Here is a 17,299-nt window from a genome sequence, read left to right as displayed (position 1 = left end):
GGCGTTGGGTTCCCGAAGTTTGTCAGATACACCCAAAAAAACGAGCATGGCGCAAGATGAAAGAGGAAAATGCAAAGTCCGCGTTGCGGCGTGACATCGACGAGAACCTCAAGCGTGTCTATGAAGCCGCGCTTGAGCCGGAGATTCCCGACCGTTTCAAAGACCTTCTGGCGCAGTTGAAGGCGCAGCAAAGCCAAACCGAGGAGGGCACGAAGTGAGCGGTTCGGCCAAAGTTCCCGCCGATCCGCGCGATGAGCTGGCAACGCATATTCCCGCGTTGCGGGCCTTTGCGATTTCTCTCACCCGTAACACCTCGGAAGCGGATGACCTCGTGCAAGAGGCGATCCTGAAAGCGTGGAGCAACTTTGACAAGTTTCAGGTCGGCACGGATATGAAGGCTTGGCTTTTCACGATCTTGCGCAACACCTTCTATTCGGCACGCCGCAAAACGCGCCGCGAAGTGGCAGACCCCGATGGCATTCATGCCGGTTCGCTTTCGGTCCGCCCGGCGCATGATGGGCGCTTGGCCTTGGCGGATTTTACCCGCGCGTTTGACCAACTGTCTGATGAGCATCGCGAGGTGCTGATCTTGGTCGGTGCCAATGGCTATTCCTATGAACAAGCTGCGGGCATGATGGGCTGTGCGGTCGGCACGGCCAAAAGCCGCGCGAACCGGGCGCGGGCGCGGCTCGGCGAATTGCTCGGCCTTGAGGAAGGGGAGGATTTGCTGTCTTCGCCCGCCACCTTCCAGGCCGTTGCGGGCCCGAATGGTCCGCAGGCTGCATGAGCATCTGGCATAAATTCCGCACGCGCGCCGATGGCCTTGGCGCGCGTTTGATGCTGGGCATGGGGGTGGTGTTGCTGCCCCTTGCGCTTTTGTCTTTTGCGCAATCCATGGCGTCAAACCGCTTGGCCGAAAGCCGGATGCGCGCGGCCATTTTGGGCGAAACGCTGATGGCCGCCGGGCCGCAGATTGATTTGCTGATGCAAGCGCGCGGCACTGCGATGGCGATGGCTGCTGGCCTGCCGCAATGGATTGAAGATACCGACACGTGCTCGGCGCATATGCGCCATATCGTCGAAACCGCTCAGGAAGATTATTCCTTTGTCGGTTTTGTGCCGCTGGATGGGCAGATCATCTGCACCTCGGATGACAAACCTTTCGATGTGCAGGGCAACGCGTGGTTTAACGACATTCGGACCAATCCGCGGCCCCTGCTTTACGTGAACCGCGAAGGGCCGATCTCTGGCACCTCGATTTTGAATTTCTCTTTACCGGTGCGCGATGACGCAGGAGCGCTTCTTGGCTTTGCCTCGGTGTCGATGCCGCATGCAGGCTTTGAGACGCGCGGCATTGCCAATACCGTGGGAGGCGACCGTCCGCTCACGATTTTGACCTTTGATGCCAAGGGCGAGGTGCTGACCTCGACCACCGGGCTGGATGATGTTGCCCGTGCTTTGCCGTCGGATCGGCCCTTGGGGCAATTTGTGGGGCAGGGGGGCAATAGCTTTTTGGCGAAGGCCGCCGATGGCCGCCGCCGTGCCTTTGCCGTGGTGCCGCTTTCCGAGGGCAATCTTTACCTGCTCGCCTCGTGGCCCGCCGATACGCTGGATGACGAGGGGATGCTCTCGAATTGGCCGCCCTTTGCCTTTCCGTTCCTGATGTGGGCGGCGAGCCTTTTGGTCGCTTGGCTTGCGGCGGAAAGTCAGGTGCTGCGCCATGTGCGGGTGCTGCATGCCTCGATCACCTCTTTTGCGCGCGGCGATCGGCGCGTGCGCCATATTTCGATGGCGGGTGCGCCCTCTGAATTGCGCGATGTGGCGCGGGCGCATGAGCACATGACGGATTCTGTGCTGCGCGACGAGGCTTACTTGGAGAATGTGATCCACCAAAAAGAGGTGTTGCTGCGCGAAGTGCATCACCGGGTGAAGAACAACCTGCAACTCATCGCCTCGATTTTGAACATGCAATTGCGCCGCGCGAAATCGGAGGAGACCCGCGCCGCGATGAAAAACGTGCAAGAGCGGGTGCTGAGCCTCGCCACGATCCACCGCGAGCTTTATCTGACCTCGGGCCAGACCGACATTCGCGCGGATGAACTGTTGCCGCGGATTGCGCATCACATCCTCAAAATTGGCTCGACCCGCGAGCGGCGGTTTGACCTTGATCTGGAAGTGCAAGATATCCGTCTCGTGCCCGATCAAGCCGTGGCGTTGGCGCTTTTGCTGACCGAGGCACTTGATAACGTGCTCAAACATGCGTGGCGTGGCCAGCGCGGTGTGGCTGCTGTTCGGGTGGCATTTACGCGCCAAGACGATGGTTCTGCCTTGCTTGAGGTCGCCAATTCGCTCGCCCCCGAAGACGCACCGCAACTCACGGTGCCGCCAACGATGGTGCCGCCGTCGGATGGTTTTGGCACGCGTCTTTTGGCAGCCTTTGCCGCGCAATTGCAGGGCCGGATGGAGCGGGGCCGCGAGGGCGAGACTTATCGGTTGAGTTTGCGGTTCACGCCGACCGATCTGCAAGCGGCAGAAGAACGCCATTGCTGCGACGGCCCGCAAAGCGAGATCTGACGGTTTCGTGAGGGAAGGAACGTTCGGCCGTGATCGCGCGTTCTTTCCTTACAACGCCGCAAGATGTTGTGGCGCTTAAACCTAGATCCAGCTTCCGAAAGGAGACTACTCATGCTTGGTTGGGCTGTGACCTTTCTCATCATCGCGCTGATTGCCGGCGCGCTCGGATTTGGCGGCATCGCGGGGGCGTCTGCCTCGATCGCGCAAGTGCTGTTTGTCCTGTTCTTGATCCTGTTCGTGATCGCCATGGTGGCGCGCGCGGTGCGGGGCCAACCGCCGACCTAATCCGTCGTGGTGATACGCAAGACCCGAGGCGCGTGCGGCGCGCTCCAAAAGGGCCTTCCTGCGGGAGGGCCCTTTTTCTGTTGATCTTTCGCGGCATCCGCACAGATGTAAAAACTTTTTACATCTCCCCTTGATTGCGACGGATCGGCTTCCCATCTCCGTTCATGTGAAAGGAATTCACATCAGCCCCGGAGAAAGACAATGACTGCAACCACCTTCCATGCCCATGAGCGCCCCGGCGTGGTGACGCGTGCCCTGAATTGGCTTGACGAACGCGGGCCCATGAGCTGGGTCATCGTGATGATCGGGTCGTTCATCTTTGCTGGCCCGCTTGGCCTTCTGGTGCTTGGCTTCATCTTGATCACTGGCCGCTTCTCTGGCCGCAAATGCCGTTCGTTGCACGCGGGCTGCCCCAGCCGCTATGACCTGCGGATGCATTTCAAAGCGGCCCGTCCGACCGGCAATGCCGCGTTCGATGCATATAAGGCCGATACGCTGGCGCGGCTTGAACGCGAGCAAGATGAGTTTGAAGCCTTCCTGCACCGTCTGCGCGAGGCCCGCGATAAGGCCGAGTTCGACCAATATATGGAAGAGCGTGCGCGTGCCGCCGCAGCGGAAACCGCTTCTGCGGAAGGCGATGCCACCGAGTCTCCGCGCGGCCAGTACTGACGCTGAAATGACAAAAGCTGACCAATCCCGCCTGAAAGGGCGGGGTTGTCGCGATTTCGTGACACGAAATCCTTGGCGTTGGGCGCAGGCTTTGTTAGCTTAAGGGCGCGTCGTCATGCATGCGGCGCGCAATTTCCCGAACGTGATGCGCCATTCACTCCCTCTTGCCCCGCAATTCTATGTGACCGCGCCGCAGCCCTGCCCTTATCTTGAGGGCCGGTCAGAACGGAAATTGTTCACGGCTTTGCAGGGCGAAAGTGCGGAAAAGCTCAACAACGCGCTCTCGCGTCAAGGCTTCCGTCGGTCGCAAAACGTGCTCTATCGCCCGTCTTGCGCTGATTGTTCGGCCTGTCTCTCGGCGCGCATTCGCGTTGAAGATTTCGTGCCGGGCCGCACCCAACGCCGGGTCCTGAACAAGAACGCCCATCTCAAGCGTACGGCTACTAGCCCTTGGGCCACGGAAGAACAATATACGCTGTTCCGGCGTTACTTGGACGCGCGCCACGCCGATGGCGGCATGGCCGATATGGATATTTTCGAATTCGCCGCGATGATCGAGGAAACGCCGGTCAAGACGCGGGTGATTGAATATCGCGATGGCCGTGTGACGGAATCGCCGCGCCCGCTGACGGCGGTGTGCCTGACCGATGTGCTCGATGATGGCGTGAGCATGGTCTATAGCTTCTATGACCCCGCGCTTGCCGATACGAGCCTTGGCACCTATTTGATCCTCGATCATGTCGCGCTCGCGCAGAAAGCGGGGCTGCCCTACGTCTACCTTGGCTATTGGGTGCCCGGGTCGCGCAAGATGGGCTACAAGGCCCGGTTCTCGGCGCTTGAGATTTTCAAGGGCGGGCGCTGGCAGCCGATTGGCAACCCCGAAGATCACTCGGGCGAGACGCATCCGCTTTCGGTCGATCCGATTGCGGAGCAGGTTGCGCGAATCCAACTGCCGGATATGCGCTAACCGGCCTTTACCGGACCAAACCATCTCAAAATCGGCGGTCTATTCGCGGGCAAGTGCCTGAATGTGCGGCATTTTGGCTTAGAATCTTTCGTCACTTTGCGGCGCCTGGAACATCTGGTCATGTTTTCGGACCGATTTGCGCAATTTTCCTGCGCTGTCTCTGGACAGTCTCGCACCACAGTGCCAGTTTGGCGCCCGAACCAGCGCTCGGACCGGGTGCGGGGGATAGACGGAAGCACACGGGAGGAGACCCTATGGATCGTCGTTCATTTTTGACCAAGGCCGCGCTGGGTGGCGCTGCTGCCACCACGCTGGCCACGCCTGCGCTTGCGCAATCGCTGCCGAAAATCACGTGGCGGATGACCTCGTCCTTCCCGAAATCGCTCGACACGATCTATGGCGGCGCCGAAGTGCTTTCGAAAATGGTTTCGGAAGCCTCTGATGGCAATTTCCAAATCCAAGTCTTCGCGGGCGGCGAAATCGTTCCCGGTCTGCAAGCGGCGGATGCCACGGCGGCGGGTACCGTCGAAGCCTGCCACACCGTGGGTTACTATTACTGGGGCAAAGACCCGACTTGGGCGCTTGGCGCGACCGTGCCGTTTGCGCTGTCAGCGCGCGGCATGAACGCCTGGCAATACCATGGCGGCGGCATCGACATGTACAACGAGTTCCTTGCCACCCAAGGCCTGATCGGCTTCCCGGGCGGCAACACCGGCGTGCAGATGGGCGGCTGGTTCCGCAAAGAAATCAACACCGTGCAAGACCTGCAAGGTCTGAAAATGCGTATCGGTGGCTTTGCTGGCAAGGTCATGGAAAAGCTCGGCCTCGTGCCGCAGCAAGTGGCCGGTGGCGACATCTATCCGTCGCTTGAAAAAGGCACGATCGACGCGGCGGAATGGGTCGGCCCCTATGATGACGAGAAGCTCGGCTTCTATAAAGTCGCGCCCTATTACTACTACCCCGGTTGGTGGGAAGGGGGCCCGACGGTCCACTTCATGTTCAACAAAGAGGCCTTTGAGGGTCTGCCGGCGGCCTATCAGTCGCTTCTGCGCACCGCGTGTCAGGCCGAAGACGCCGACATGCTGCAGAAATATGACTACAAGAACCCGAAAGCGCTGAAATCGCTGGTGGCCAATGGCGCGCAACTGCGCCCGTTCAGCCAAGAAATCCTGCAAGCCTGCTTCGACGCGGCGCAAGAGGTCTATGCGGAAATGACCGCCTCGAACCCGGGCTTCAAGAAAATCTATGACTCGATGACCGAGTTCCGCGCCGAGAACTACCTCTGGGCGCAGGTGGCGGAATACAACTACGACACCTTCATGATGATCCAACAACGCAACGGCCGCCTGTAAGCCGATTGTGTGCGAGAAGAAGAGCCCCGGGGAAACCCGGGGCTTTTTTGTTTGGGCGTTTGGTCAGCTCACATCAGCGTTTGTGATGCCGTGGGCAATCATGACGCAGATGATGCTTTGAGACGTGAGGGAGGTTGTCGGACAAAGCGCGGTGGCGATACTGTTCCAAGCAGGTTTGAAAAGCGCGCGGCAGACGGTGTCTCGCGCGATAAATTCCAACGGATTGATAAGGGCTGGGACGATGAAACCTCTCAATTGGCTTTGGGGGCGGCGCGGGCGCTCTGGTCCTACGATTTGCATTTCCCTGATCAAGAACGAGCAAGACATCATCGAACCGTTCTTGCGCCACAATCGGCGCTTCTTTGATGAAATGATCGTTTTGGATCACGGCTCAACTGACGATACTGCCGCGATTGCACAGCGCTGTGCGCAGGAGCTTGGGCATATCCATATCACTCCGATTGAAGAGCCCGCTTATCATCAATCCAAGTTCACAACCGAGGCGTTGCAAGCCGCTGTACGGGATTATCATCCTGATTACGTGGTGTTTTTGGATGCGGATGAGTTTATTGGTTCGGAAAGCCGTGCTGCCTTTGAGCGGGTGCTTTCGCGCATGCCCGCCCGGGCCTGTGGGGAGGTGCGTTGGCAAACCTATCTGCCTGCCCCAATGGCATCGCCGCCCCCTGACCCGATTGCGCAGATCGCATTTCGACGTGAAGCGGAGTTGCCGCAGTTTTCTAAGATTATCCTGCGCTTGGCGGGGCAGGCGGCGGATCAAATCGTGATCGGGCAGGGAAATCACAGTGCAACAAGACGCGAGAAGGCCCTGAAAACCGTTCCGTTGCCCGACCTTTGCCTGATGCATTTTCCCGTGCGCAGCCGGGAGCAATTTATCGCCAAATGCGCTGTGGGGTGGAGCACCCATTTAAAGCGCGCCGACCGTTCCGAAGTGCAGGCTTTCCAGTGGGAAAAGGTCGGGCGTTTGGTGGTCGAAGAGGGAGCCGCCTTAGACACGCTTGATGTCGATCTTTCGCAGGCCGCTTTGGAATATGCGCAAGATTTCCCGCCACCAGTTTGGCCGCAAAACACCGTCGCCGCGCGCCCAGACATTTTCTATGAGCGCAAATATTCAGACGGCAAATTTGCAGACCCAGCAAGGCTCATCGCAGAAGCGCTGAAGACCTAGCCCCCCGCCGTGGGTCTATGTTCCTGTCCGAGGGGCGCCCCTCACAGAGCCCGATACAAGATCGCCGTAGAAATCGGGCAAGTGAGGCTTGCGATACGGGCGCCTAAAATTGCGGGCGGCACTTCGTAGCGGGCGAGTTCGCGAAACCCGTGGTGGATGAAGAACTTGGCCGAAGCCGCGGGGCTATAGGCATAAACATCATGCGCGCCAGCGGCTTTCACCTCGGCCAAAAGCGCAGACAGCACCGCGCGCCCATGACCTTTGTCGCGCAAGCTTGCGGGCACAAGGATCGAGCGAATAAGCCCATGCCCCTCAATCATCTCATAGCCGCCATAAATCCCGCCATCGCCAGCGGGCGTTTGATAGGCGAAGAAGGCCCGCCCCGGTTCGGCCAGATCCGCAACGGGCAGGCGGGCTGCGGCAAGCGCTGCGGCAAAATCCGTGTTACTGCCCGCAACGGGCGCTGCCATCAGCGTTGAGGGGGGCAGGGCGGCGGGGGCGGAAATGGGATTCAGGCCAGCCATCGCAGGGCTCCTTCACCAAAGGGTACGGGGATTACTCGAAAACAAAGCAAAGGGACCGCCGCAGCCCGGGGCGGGCAAAAATCCGATGAGGGTGGTCTTGACCTTGCCTGTTCCATTGCGGGCCCTCGCAAGCGGTGACGAAAGTGTGAACCTGTCACGTGTGTGGGTCAAGCCCGTCGCGCGCGGTTCGTATTAAGTTTCACACCGGTAAACGTTAACAAAGGCTCAAGAAATCCGGCCCAAATTGGCAAGGCGCGGCAACATGTCCATAGCGGGGCGAAGCTATGGTCAAGATGCCCTCTCGCCTGCGGCTTTGCTTCGTGTTTGATGGGATCATGTCTACAGCTCACGACCTTGGCTTCTATCGCGAAGCGCTCATTTTCCTTGGTACCGCCGGTGTGGTGTTGCCGCTCATGACGCGGTTCCGCGTTTCCCCCGTGGTCGGGTTTTTGGTGGCCGGGCTTTTGCTTGGCCCCTATAGCGCGGGGCGGCTGACGGAATATTTGCCCTTCGTCGGCTGGTTCACGATTTCCTCGCAAGAGGCGGTGGATCAACTGGCCGAACTGGGCGTGGCTTTCTTGCTGTTCAACATCGGGTTGGAGCTGTCACTGGACCGGTTGTGGACCATGCGGCGCGCGGTCTTTGGGCTTGGCATGGCGCAGGTGGTGCTGACGACGGTGGCGATTGCGGTCACGGCTTGGCTGTTTGGCAACCCGATTGACGCGAGCTTGGTGATTGGTGCCTGTCTGGCGCTGTCTTCCACCGCGATCGTGTTGCAGCTTTTGGCCGATCAACACCGGCTGAACACCCAATCGGGGCGCAATATTTTTGGCATTCTGCTCGCCCAAGATTTGGCCGTTGTGCCGATTTTGTTCCTGATCGTCGTCTTTGGCGATGCCACCTCCAAGGGCGGTGAGGTCTCGGTCACTGATGTGCTCTCTGGGCTTGGTATCGCGCTGTTGCAGGCGATTGCGGCCATCTCGCTGATCGTCGGCTTTGGCCGGCTGATTTTGCGGCGTCTGTTCCGCCAAGTGGCGCATACGCAAAACCGCGAACTTTTCATGGCGACGATCTTATTTGTCGTCGTGGGCACCTCGCTCGTCACCCGTTTTGCCGGGCTGTCGATGGCTTTGGGCGCGTTTTTGGCGGGGCTTTTGTTGGCTGAAACCGAATTTCGTCGCCAAGTCGCCGTGGATATTGAGCCCTTTAAGGGCCTGCTTTTGGGGCTTTTCTTCATCTCGGTCGGGATGCGGATCGACCCGGCGGCGATTGCGGCCTATCCGGTGATGGTGGCGCTCTCGATCATTGGGATGACGGCGGTGAAGGCGGCTGTGGTGGCCCCCTTGGCGCGTGCTTTTGGCATTTCGTGGCCACAGGCGTTAGAGGCGGCGCTGTTGTTGGCGGGCGGTGGGGAATTTGCCTTCCTTGTGCTCAGCCTTGCGGGCTCAAGCGGGCTGACCTCGCGTGAGGTGCAGCAGTTCATGTTGCTTGTGGCCTCCGGCACGATGCTGATGACCCCGCTTTTGGCGCGGCTCGGGCGGCAGGTTGGCTCGCGCGCCAGCGCCAGTGCGACCCCCGGTGAGGGGGTCTTGCCAGACCTGTCTACAGGGCGCGTGCTGGTGGTGGGCCATGGCCGCGTGGGGCGGCTTCTTAGCGAGGTGCTGGAGCGCGAAAGCTTTGATTGCCTGATGATTGAGCGCGATGCCGATCTGGTGCGCCGGGGCCGCGAACGCGGGCGCGATGTGGTTTATGGTGATGCAACCCGCACGGGCTTTTTGCGCCGCTGTGGGCTGGATGATGCGCCCGCCGTGATCTTGACCATGCATGATGCCACGGCGGCCGAAGCGATTGTGACCGCTGTGCGGGCGGAGCGGCCCGAGGTGCCGATCATCGTGCGTGCGCAAGATGCCGATCATGCGGTTCGGCTTTTTGCTTTGGGTGCCAGCCATGTGATCCCCGAAGCGTTTGAAACGAGCCTCGAGCTTTTGGACCGCGCGCTTGGCGCCTTGGGGGTTGAGGGCGAACGGTCTGAAAATATCGTGCAAAGCCAGCGCGAAGAGATGATGCGGTTTTTGCGCCGCGAGATCAGCGCGGAATAGGGAAAAGCTTCGCGCGCCGCTGCCCGCCCGCAGAGGCTGCGATCCGCAAAAGCCGCCGCCGGTCGTCCGCGAAAGCGGCCTCCACCAACCCCGAAAGCGCGCCGCGGCGTTTGAGGTGGGGCACCAAATCGGAATGGCTGAGGTCGGGGAAAATCACCTGTTCCGTGCCCTTGGTTTGCGGAAACCGTAACGCGTGGGGAAGGTCATCCACGCCACCATGAAAGAGCCACGCTTGCCCGCGCGAGGGCAGGGGCGCGGTGGGCCAGCGCCAGTTTGCGATGTGCGCGGTCCAGTCCACCCAGCGGGTTTCATGGGGCATCAGATCCGGCGCGACCGAGATTTGCGGTCCAAAGGCGAGCACCAAATCCACAGGCAAAACCTGCGCCGCAACGAGCGCCGAAAACGCCCCCATAGACAGACCAAGGGTTGCAATCCGCGCCAAATCTTGGCGCGCTTGCACGGCTTTGAAACTTTCCAAAAGCGCCGCCTCGAAGCCCGGATCATTTGCCCAACTGCGGTTGGCATCTGAAATAAAGAGCGCGGGTCGGGGATGGGCATTGGTGCCGCGCCCGGTGGCGGTGGCGACAAATTCGGGCGCGGGGGGGCGCGTCGGGTCATGCCCGATTGAGGCGAAGGATATCACCAAATCGGCCCCCTTGCCAGGCAGATAATCCACCGCGAAAGGGGCGCGGTCCCACAAACGCTCAAACTGCATCGGGCCTCCGGGCCCAGATGTGCCGCGCGGGGGACATTGACGCAAGGGGTTAGGCTTCGCAGTGCTCTGCCAGTGTGACGATCTCGGCCCCCAGTTGCGCCACCAAGGCGCGCCCGCGCGCTTCGCCCAGCACCATCACTGCGCTTGCCAGCGCATCGGCCCGCATGCAGCTTTCGGCCAAGACAGTGACCGAGGCGGGGCTTTGTTTTAGCGGCCCCCCGGTTGCCGGGTCCATCGTATGCGCCAGATGGCGGTCGCCCAGTTTGACGAAATGTCGGTAATCGCCCGAGGTGGCGAGCGCGATATTCTCAATTTCAAACATCGAATGGATCGCGCGGGTGCCAATTTCTGGCTTCTCCAACGCCACCGTCCAGCCGCGCCCATCGGGTTGAGAGCCTAAAGCGCGCAACTCCCCATCAATGCTTGCCAAAGCATGGGTAAGACCAAGCGCTTGCGCGGTGCGGAGCAGGCAATCGACCCCATAGCCCTTGGCGATGCCGCACAGATCAAGCGTGATTTCGGCATGCTTGCGCGCGCGGCCCTGTGTGATGTCGAGTTCGAGCACCTCATGCGCGGGGCGACGGGTCTTTTGCAGCGCGGCGCGGATGGCGGCTTCATTGGGCGCAGCCGGGCCAAAGCCCCAAGCGCGTACTGCATCGCCCATGCCAATCTCAAACGCGCCCCCAGAGGCGCACCCGATCGCCAAAGCCTCGGCCAAAACCTCCATCAAAGCGGCGGGCAGGGGATGCCAGTGCCCCACCGGGGCCGCATTGAACCGCATCAAGTCGCTGTGCGGTTTCCAAGTGGACATCTGATCATCGACCAGATCCACCGCCGCTTGAAAGCGTGCCTGAAGCGGGGCGAGGTCACTGTCTTCGGGCGCGAAAAACACCACCGACCAGCGGCTGCCCATCGTCGGGCCGTTCAGCACATGGCGGGCAAGATCAGTAGACATCTTCAAGGTAGCGTCCTTCGGCTTTGAGGGTTGCAGGGCTCTGCGCGGCGGTTTGGGCAATGTCGTCAAGCGTGGCGCGCACGGCGGCGGCCATGTCTCGCCCGCCGCAGACCATGATCTGGGCGCCAGCAGCGAGCATTGCGCGCAGCTTCTCTGCATCGGCGCGCAGCGCATCTTGCACATAGTGGCGGGCCCCGCTGCGCGAGCTTGCGGTGGTGAGCCCGGCCAAATGCCCGGCCTTTTGCCATGCCGCGAAATCTTCGCCATAAAGCAGATCGCTTTCGGGGCTGCGGATGCCGAAATAGAGATGCAACGGGCGGCGGCGGCGGTTGGCGCGGATAAAGCCCGCCAAAGGCCCGACCCCGGTGCCCGCGCCGATCAAAATGACCGGCTTGCGCGAGGCATGCGGGCGAAAGCCTGGGTTGGGGCGCAAGAAACCCGCGACTGTGTCGCCCGGTTGCAACTCGGTCAATTGGCCCGAGCAGAGCCCTCCCGGATGGCGGCGCACGCAAATTTCCACAAAGCCATCGCGCGAAGCCGAGGCGAGCGAATAGAACCGCGGCACATCCGAGCCACGCGGCAAAATGCCGATCAGATCACCCGCGTCAAAGCGCGCAAAGCCGTGGCCCGACAACCGCGCCCAAAGCGATTTGCGCGGCAAGGCAAACCGCAAGATCGCGGTGGGGGCCTGCACCTCAGCCCCGTAATCGCGGCGCGAGATCAGGGTGAGCGTCTCGGTCCGCGGGCGTTCGGGCAGATGGGTGAGGTCCAGCGGCAGCCCCAGCGCCGCGCCCAAGTCGCGCGACCAGCGGGTGAAATCTTGCGCGGATTGGCGATCCACCGTGCCCATCGGCATCAGTTCCACCCAACCCGCCGCGCGGGCGGCTTTGGCCAAGCTTTCGGCATAACCGCAAAACTGCGGGAAGGAGCGATCTCCAAAGCCCAAAATGGCGAGTGGCGCGGTGGGGGCGTGGCGCAATTTTGCAATGCGCTCGGCCACACCACGCGCGGCGGTTGGGGCCTCCCCCTCGCCATAGGTCGCGGCCAAAATCACGAAGCGCTCTGCATGGGGAAAACGGTTCGGATCAAAGCTTGAAAGCGCGCCGGTATGCACCTTTTGCCCGGCCTTGGTCAGCCCGTTGTGCAACGTGCGCGCGAAGCCCCAAGTCGAGCCACCTTCCGAGGCCACCAAAACCACGGTCTGCGCCAGCGTGGGTTTGACATTGGCTTTGATGCGGGCGCCATAGCGGCGCGCGGCGCGCCATTGCTGAAAGCCCGTCCAGCCCAACACCGGCACAGAGAGTGACATCAGCCCCAAGATCAGGCCGAGCGTTTCCGCGCCTTGGCCGGTGTGCAGCATGAGGATGATCTCGCTCACGCGTTCCATCACGCCCGGCGTGGCGAAAGAGAGCATCTGCCCGGTGCCGGGGTCGATCAGCGCCGCGCCGCCCTCGGTTGTCAGTTTCAGCGTATCACTGGGCAGATCGGGGGAGGGAAAAGAGAGTTCTTTAAGCGCGCTCGCCGGGGTTTCCGCGAACAGCGGGATCTGGTCAAAGGCCAACGGGGTTTGCGCCGCGCTGGCAAACGCGGGCGCAGGCTCCACGGATGTGTCCGGGATCAGCGAAAAGACAGAGGCCGTCATCCAAAGCCCGGTGAGGGAGGACAGCATGAGCCCGCCAATCGCAAACCGCGCCAGTTCGGTGTGCAGCCGGGTCGAAAGGGGCCCACGCGCGCGGGCAAACCAGCGGTTCCAGCCGCCCATGCGGCGCGCCACCAAAACTGTGCCCGAGGCAGAAAGCAAAAGCATCAATCCCGCGCCCATGGCAGCGGTGATCCGCCCGCCATCGCCCATCAGCAATTTGCGGTGCAGATCGGTGAAAAAGCGCAAGCCAAAGGCCGGGTCAGGGCTGCCAATTTCGGCCCCCGTTGCCGGGTCAATCACCGCTGCGCCGGGGGTGCCATTTTCAAACCACCACGCCACCACGCGCCCAGAAGGCGCGCGGCGAATTTGTTCCACCCCCGGATGGGCATTTTGCACGCGCTTTGCCAAATCGGCCACCGTGAGCGTACTTTCCACTTGCGGGACGTTTAGCCGCTCCGCCATCGGGTAAAGCGATAAGATCGCCCCGGTTACGGAGAGCAAAAGCACAAGAGCCATGGCCAAAAGACCGGGCCAACGGTGAAGAAGACGCAACACGGGTTTGCCCTCCGGGGGGTGGGGTTATTTGGAGACGGTCACGCTTTGCACGTAACGCTTGCCGGAAACGGGTTGGCCCAGCGTCGCGGAAGTGAGCGGGATCACCACATCATTGGGCTGGTCCGCCATATCCTCGACCGAGCTATCGACATGGAGCACATAGCCATTGTCAAAAAGCGCATCCTGAAGGTCGAGCGTGATGCTCAGGTTGCGTCCCGCCCCGACAGAGGCGCCGGTGATGCCATCGACTTGCGCGATATTGCCCGCTGTCGCGGCATACCAACCGCTCAGGTGCTGGTAATATTTCGCCTTACCGCCCGCCATCCAGAGGCTGCCCATATAAGCGCCGGACGCATCGGTGACGTAATAGGCAAGGTAAGCGCCATCTCCGCCGTAGCTGTTCATTTGCGTGGTGAAGGTGACCGGGGTGGCGGCGGCCAGCCCCGGAACCAAAGCGGTTGAAAGCGCAAGGCTTGTGGAAAGCGATTTCATGGCGGGCTCCTTAATTGGTTTGCACTTGCGGCTTGGTGCCGGGGGTAAAGAGCCCGTTATTGGGGGCCTCCGTCGTGCCTGCGGCGGCAGGGCTGCCCGAGGTGCAATTGGTGGCACCGGGCGGGCAACGGTGATGGTCGTCGTCATCATCGTGGTGGCCGCGGCGGTGATGATCATCGTCGTCATCATCGTCGAACATGCCAAAGAACCAGCCATCGCGGCCGTGCCGGTCGGCCAATTGCGCGGGGGCGGTGTCTTCTGCGGGGCTTTGCGGGGCAGCCTCCGCCGCGGCTGGCATCGAGGCGAAAAGCGCGTTGCCCGCGGGGGTGTCGGCCGGTGTGACGGGCGCGCTGTTCGGCATCGAGGCGAACAGCACATTGGCGGAGATCTCTGCGATCGGAGCTTGCACCTTCGCGGCAGGGATTTGATCGGCCACAGGCGCGGTAATCGGCGCAGCAGACAGCGCGCCAAAGACGCTGCTTGAAAGCGCGGCGGCAAGGGCGAGGGTGGGAAGGGCGGATTTCATTGTGTCTTTTCCTTTTTGCTGTTCGCTTGGTGTTTTGGCATGCAGCTTTCGGTCCCGCCAAAGTCTGGCGAGGCAAAAGCCCATTGGAGGTTTGGGGCGCGCAGCGGTCCGACCAAGGAAAGCCGCTGCGCGCAAAGCGGGGCGCGGTTTCGGGAAACGCCCCGATCTAGTCGTGATCGCGGCGGTCGCGTTTGCGCCCGTCGTGATCGTCATCGTCGTCATCGCCGTGATGGCGATGCGGGATCGCTTGGCGCAAGATCGCCAAGCTGCCCGGATCAAGCCGCATCCACAGCCGCTGCCCGGTGCCATCAAGCGCGTCGACCTCGTAGCAGCCGTCGTCGATCTTGATGCGCCGCACCACCAGCCCTTGGCTTTCCAGCGCCGCTTGCACAGCCTCGCGCGGTTGCCAATCGGCCAAGGGCACAGTGCAATGCATGTCACGGGCCTGCGCTGGCACTGCCGCAACAAGCGCGGCAAAGATCAGCGGCAGGGGCAGCGAAAGTGTCATGGCTCTCTCCGATTTCGATGGGGCCGTTATTGCCCCCCAATCTGACACGAAGCTGACGGCGGTAAAAATAGTCGTTCAGCTTGCTGTCAGCTTTGCACGCGATAGGGTGGGGGAACTTAGGGGGCAAAGATGCGCATCCTCATCATTGAAGACGACGCGGTGTTAGGGGCGGCGGTGCGGGACCAGATCGCCGCCGATGGCCATTCGGTCGATTGGGTCACCCGGCTTGATGCGGCGGCAGAGGCGATGGATGTGGCCAGCTATGATCTGATTGCGCTCGATCTGATGCTGCCCGATGGGCGCGGCGTGCCGTTTCTCAAAACCCTGCGCGCGCGCGGTGTGGCGACCCCGGTGATTATTATGACCGCGCTCGATCAGGTGTCTGATCGGATTGCGGGGCTCAATGCCGGGGCGGATGATTATCTTGTTAAACCCTTTGATCTGGATGAGCTTTCCGCGCGTATCGGCTCGGTCGCGCGGCGCTATGTGGGCAACCCGAACCCGCTTTTGACCTTGGGCGCATTGGAGGTCGATTTGGCGGGCCGCGCGCTCAAACGTGCAGGCAAGGTTGTGGCGTTGACGGCACGGGAATGGGCCTTGTTTGAGGCGCTTTTGAGCCGCCCGGGCCAAATCTTTTCCAAAGCGGCGCTGGAGGAACGGCTCTATTCCTTTGACGATGAGATCGGCTCCAACACGCTTGAAGTCTTGGTGAGCCGCTTGCGCAAGAAGCTGGGGCAAGGCGTGATTGAAACCGAACGCGGCCTTGGCTACCGGCTGGTGCGGCCATGAAAGCGTGGTCGCTTCAGACCCGACTGGGCGTGGCGGTGGGGGCTTTGGTGGCCACGCTTTGGGCAGGCGGAGCGGCTTTTACGGCGAACCGGCTTTCCACCCGCATTGATGCGGTTTTTGACGGCGAGCTTGAATCCACCGCCGAACGGATCTTGCCGCTTGCCGTCTCAGAGGTGTTGGGCCGCGAAGAGGTGGTGACGGGCGCGCAGGTCATGCCGCTCATTCGCGACAAAGACGGCGATGAAGATGAGCCGATGATCTATATCGTGCGCAATGCGGCGGGCGAGGTCTTGATGCTGTCGCATGGCGCCAAGGCCGAGGATTTCCCGCCCTATGACGGCCCCGGCTTTCGCACCGCGCGCAAATTGCGCCTTTACGCCGATGAGGCTTTGCGCGGCTCTGTTACCATTGCGGTGGCCGAACCCACCGCGCACCGCCGCGCGATCCGGCGCGAATTGATGATGGGGCTTTTCGCGCCGCTGATCGTGCTTTTGCCGCTTACGCTTGTGGGGATTGGGGCGCTGATGCGGCTCGGTTTTGCGCCGATGCGGCGGTTTCGCGACAGGCTTGCCAAACGCTCGGCGGCGGATTTGGCCCCGGTGGAACTCGACGGTTTGCCCGCAGAAGCGCGGCCCTTGGCGGAAACGATCAACGCGCTGCTCTCGCGCCTCGATGCGGCCTTTGAGGCCGAACGCAGCTTTGCCGCCAATGCCGCGCATGAATTGCGCACGCCGCTTGCGGGCGCCATTGCTCAGGTGCAGCGCCTGCGTGCCGAAACCGAGAAAGAGAGTGTCGCCACCCGTGCCCGCGATATTGAAGCGGTGCTGAAACGGCTCACGCGTCTGTCGGAAGGTTTGATGAGTTTGGCCCGTGCCGAGGGCGGCAAGCTGCGCGGAGATGCGGTGCAAGATTTGCGCCCCGTGGCGCAGCTTGTGGTCGAAGATACCGCGCGGCTGGCGGGCAGCGCGCAGGTGACGCTTGATCTACCTGAAGGCCCGGTTCTATCTGACCTTGATCCCGATCTCTTTGCGATTTTGCTGCGTAATCTTGTCGCCAATGCGCTGCGCCACGGCACGGCAGGGGCGCCGGTAACGGTGCAACTCAGCGAAACCGGATCGCTCAGCGTGCAAAACGACTGCGATCCGCTCCCCCCCGAAGACCTTGCCCGGATCGGCGCGCGGTTCGAGCGGGCGGCCCAAAGCGCGGGGCGTGTTGACGGCGCGGGGCTGGGCCTTGCCATCGTGCAGGCGATTTTATCGCGTGCGGGCGGGGCTTTGGCACTTTTCTCGCCAATTCCGGGCCAGTCGCGCGGGTTTGAAGCGCGCGCCAACTTTCGACTTCGCGCCGAAATTTGATTAGGAATTCGCTAACCCTGACAGTGGCTCGAAGCGCGACCTTTGCGCACATCCCAGCACTTCTTACTGCCGTTTACGCGATCTTTCCCATTGCTGGTTAGACCCG

The 17,299-nt window shown here is 61.6% G+C and carries 18 protein-coding genes; 11 read left to right on the top strand and 7 right to left on the bottom strand.

The window, feature by feature from the left end; all coding sequences use genetic code 11:
* The first annotated feature begins 56 nt into the window (after positions 1–56).
* The 8 genes from CRO18_RS18885 to CRO18_RS14525 all read left to right on the top strand — a co-directional run bounded on the left by CRO18_RS18885 (position 57) and on the right by CRO18_RS14525 (position 7,033).
* The gene (locus CRO18_RS18885; protein ID WP_170952692.1) at positions 57–218 is read left to right on the top strand and encodes a NepR family anti-sigma factor; all 162 of its coding nucleotides are present in this window, start codon (positions 57–59) and stop codon (positions 216–218) included.
* Positions 215–787 (top strand): RNA polymerase sigma factor, encoded by a 573-nt coding sequence (locus CRO18_RS14555; RefSeq protein ID WP_076484566.1) that lies wholly within the window; start codon positions 215–217, stop codon positions 785–787. The genes CRO18_RS18885 and CRO18_RS14555 overlap by 4 nt, the downstream gene beginning before the upstream one ends.
* A complete protein-coding gene (locus CRO18_RS14550; protein WP_097082668.1) occupies positions 784–2,574 on the top strand; it encodes a sensor histidine kinase in 1,791 nt (596 codons plus the stop codon). The genes CRO18_RS14555 and CRO18_RS14550 overlap by 4 nt, the downstream gene beginning before the upstream one ends.
* A gap of 111 nt (positions 2,575–2,685) precedes the next feature.
* Positions 2,686–2,859, top strand: coding sequence for a DUF1328 domain-containing protein (locus CRO18_RS14545; RefSeq protein WP_076484568.1), 174 nt, complete (start codon positions 2,686–2,688; stop codon positions 2,857–2,859).
* 201 nt (positions 2,860–3,060) lie between these two features.
* Positions 3,061–3,528 (top strand): DUF2852 domain-containing protein, encoded by a 468-nt coding sequence (locus CRO18_RS14540; RefSeq protein ID WP_097082667.1) that lies wholly within the window; start codon positions 3,061–3,063, stop codon positions 3,526–3,528.
* Between the two features lie 145 nt (positions 3,529–3,673).
* On the top strand, positions 3,674–4,495 hold the full coding sequence (locus tag CRO18_RS14535) for an arginyltransferase (RefSeq protein ID WP_076484783.1): 822 nt from the start codon (positions 3,674–3,676) through the stop codon (positions 4,493–4,495).
* A 254-nt stretch (positions 4,496–4,749) separates the two neighbouring features.
* Positions 4,750–5,847, top strand: coding sequence for a TRAP transporter substrate-binding protein (locus CRO18_RS14530; protein WP_076484570.1), 1,098 nt, complete (start codon positions 4,750–4,752; stop codon positions 5,845–5,847).
* A gap of 241 nt (positions 5,848–6,088) precedes the next feature.
* Entirely contained in the window at positions 6,089–7,033 is a 945-nt protein-coding gene (locus CRO18_RS14525; protein ID WP_097082666.1) for a glycosyltransferase family 2 protein, read from the top strand.
* Between the two features lie 41 nt (positions 7,034–7,074).
* Here CRO18_RS14525 and CRO18_RS14520 read toward each other — a convergent pair whose 3' ends face one another.
* Complete coding sequence (locus CRO18_RS14520) at positions 7,075–7,557, bottom strand: GNAT family N-acetyltransferase (protein ID WP_097082665.1); 483 nt, start codon at positions 7,555–7,557, stop codon at positions 7,075–7,077.
* Positions 7,558–7,892: 335 nt separating this feature from the next.
* Between CRO18_RS14520 and CRO18_RS14515 the strand changes: the two genes are divergently transcribed.
* Positions 7,893–9,656, top strand: a complete 1,764-nt coding sequence (locus CRO18_RS14515) for a cation:proton antiporter (protein ID WP_076484785.1) — start codon at positions 7,893–7,895, stop codon at positions 9,654–9,656.
* On the opposite strand, the gene CRO18_RS14510 is transcribed toward CRO18_RS14515, so the two are convergent.
* The 6 genes from CRO18_RS14510 to CRO18_RS14485 form a co-directional block, all read right to left on the bottom strand.
* Positions 9,643–10,371, bottom strand: coding sequence for a hypothetical protein (locus CRO18_RS14510; protein ID WP_097082664.1), 729 nt, complete (start codon positions 10,369–10,371; stop codon positions 9,643–9,645). The genes CRO18_RS14515 and CRO18_RS14510 overlap by 14 nt on opposite strands.
* 49 nt (positions 10,372–10,420) lie before the next feature.
* Entirely contained in the window at positions 10,421–11,326 is a 906-nt protein-coding gene (locus CRO18_RS14505) for an FAD:protein FMN transferase (protein ID WP_097082663.1), read from the bottom strand.
* Complete coding sequence (locus tag CRO18_RS14500) at positions 11,316–13,523, bottom strand: PepSY domain-containing protein (RefSeq protein WP_097082662.1); 2,208 nt, start codon at positions 13,521–13,523, stop codon at positions 11,316–11,318. The genes CRO18_RS14505 and CRO18_RS14500 overlap by 11 nt, the downstream gene beginning before the upstream one ends.
* 24 nt (positions 13,524–13,547) lie before the next feature.
* Positions 13,548–14,015: a DUF2271 domain-containing protein gene (locus CRO18_RS14495; RefSeq protein ID WP_097082661.1), complete on the bottom strand. Its 468-nt coding sequence runs from the start codon at positions 14,013–14,015 to the stop codon at positions 13,548–13,550.
* A gap of 10 nt (positions 14,016–14,025) precedes the next feature.
* Positions 14,026–14,541 carry a hypothetical protein gene (locus CRO18_RS14490; protein WP_249276075.1) on the bottom strand — a complete coding sequence of 172 codons (516 nt, stop codon included), beginning with the start codon at positions 14,539–14,541 and terminating at the stop codon, positions 14,026–14,028.
* Between the two features lie 166 nt (positions 14,542–14,707).
* A complete protein-coding gene (locus tag CRO18_RS14485; RefSeq protein ID WP_076484576.1) occupies positions 14,708–15,049 on the bottom strand; it encodes a PepSY domain-containing protein in 342 nt (113 codons plus the stop codon).
* Positions 15,050–15,178: 129 nt separating this feature from the next.
* On the opposite strand from CRO18_RS14485, the gene CRO18_RS14480 reads away from it, so the two are divergent.
* On the top strand, positions 15,179–15,838 hold the full coding sequence (locus CRO18_RS14480) for a response regulator transcription factor (protein ID WP_097082660.1): 660 nt from the start codon (positions 15,179–15,181) through the stop codon (positions 15,836–15,838).
* Positions 15,835–17,193 (top strand): ATP-binding protein, encoded by a 1,359-nt coding sequence (locus CRO18_RS14475; RefSeq protein WP_097082659.1) that lies wholly within the window; start codon positions 15,835–15,837, stop codon positions 17,191–17,193. The genes CRO18_RS14480 and CRO18_RS14475 overlap by 4 nt, the downstream gene beginning before the upstream one ends.
* Positions 17,194–17,299 lie beyond the last annotated feature (106 nt).

Source organism: Rhodobacter sp. JA431 (assembly GCF_900217725.1).
GTDB lineage: Bacteria > Pseudomonadota > Alphaproteobacteria > Rhodobacterales > Rhodobacteraceae > Rhodobacter > Rhodobacter aestuarii.
This window is presented reverse-complemented; position numbering and strand designations above follow the sequence as displayed.

What these genes read in the sequence shown, in the direction of transcription:
- CRO18_RS14510 (WP_097082664.1), bottom strand. Translation starts at nt 10,371, where the DNA reads ATGCAGTTTGAGCGTTTGTGGGACCGCGCCCCTTTCGCGGTGGATTAT.
- CRO18_RS14485 (WP_076484576.1), bottom strand. Translation starts at nt 15,049, where the DNA reads ATGACACTTTCGCTGCCCCTGCCGCTGATCTTTGCCGCGCTTGTTGCG.
- CRO18_RS14495 (WP_097082661.1), bottom strand. Translation starts at nt 14,015, where the DNA reads ATGAAATCGCTTTCCACAAGCCTTGCGCTTTCAACCGCTTTGGTTCCG.
- CRO18_RS14475 (WP_097082659.1), top strand. Translation starts at nt 15,835, where the DNA reads ATGAAAGCGTGGTCGCTTCAGACCCGACTGGGCGTGGCGGTGGGGGCT.
- CRO18_RS14520 (WP_097082665.1), bottom strand. Translation starts at nt 7,557, where the DNA reads ATGGCTGGCCTGAATCCCATTTCCGCCCCCGCCGCCCTGCCCCCCTCA.
- CRO18_RS14530 (WP_076484570.1), top strand. Translation starts at nt 4,750, where the DNA reads ATGGATCGTCGTTCATTTTTGACCAAGGCCGCGCTGGGTGGCGCTGCT.
- CRO18_RS14515 (WP_076484785.1), top strand. Translation starts at nt 7,893, where the DNA reads ATGTCTACAGCTCACGACCTTGGCTTCTATCGCGAAGCGCTCATTTTC.
- CRO18_RS14525 (WP_097082666.1), top strand. Translation starts at nt 6,089, where the DNA reads ATGAAACCTCTCAATTGGCTTTGGGGGCGGCGCGGGCGCTCTGGTCCT.
- CRO18_RS14505 (WP_097082663.1), bottom strand. Translation starts at nt 11,326, where the DNA reads ATGTCTACTGATCTTGCCCGCCATGTGCTGAACGGCCCGACGATGGGC.
- CRO18_RS14545 (WP_076484568.1), top strand. Translation starts at nt 2,686, where the DNA reads ATGCTTGGTTGGGCTGTGACCTTTCTCATCATCGCGCTGATTGCCGGC.
- CRO18_RS14550 (WP_097082668.1), top strand. Translation starts at nt 784, where the DNA reads ATGAGCATCTGGCATAAATTCCGCACGCGCGCCGATGGCCTTGGCGCG.
- CRO18_RS18885 (WP_170952692.1), top strand. Translation starts at nt 57, where the DNA reads ATGAAAGAGGAAAATGCAAAGTCCGCGTTGCGGCGTGACATCGACGAG.
- CRO18_RS14480 (WP_097082660.1), top strand. Translation starts at nt 15,179, where the DNA reads ATGCGCATCCTCATCATTGAAGACGACGCGGTGTTAGGGGCGGCGGTG.
- CRO18_RS14535 (WP_076484783.1), top strand. Translation starts at nt 3,674, where the DNA reads ATGCGCCATTCACTCCCTCTTGCCCCGCAATTCTATGTGACCGCGCCG.
- CRO18_RS14490 (WP_249276075.1), bottom strand. Translation starts at nt 14,541, where the DNA reads ATGAAATCCGCCCTTCCCACCCTCGCCCTTGCCGCCGCGCTTTCAAGC.
- CRO18_RS14540 (WP_097082667.1), top strand. Translation starts at nt 3,061, where the DNA reads ATGACTGCAACCACCTTCCATGCCCATGAGCGCCCCGGCGTGGTGACG.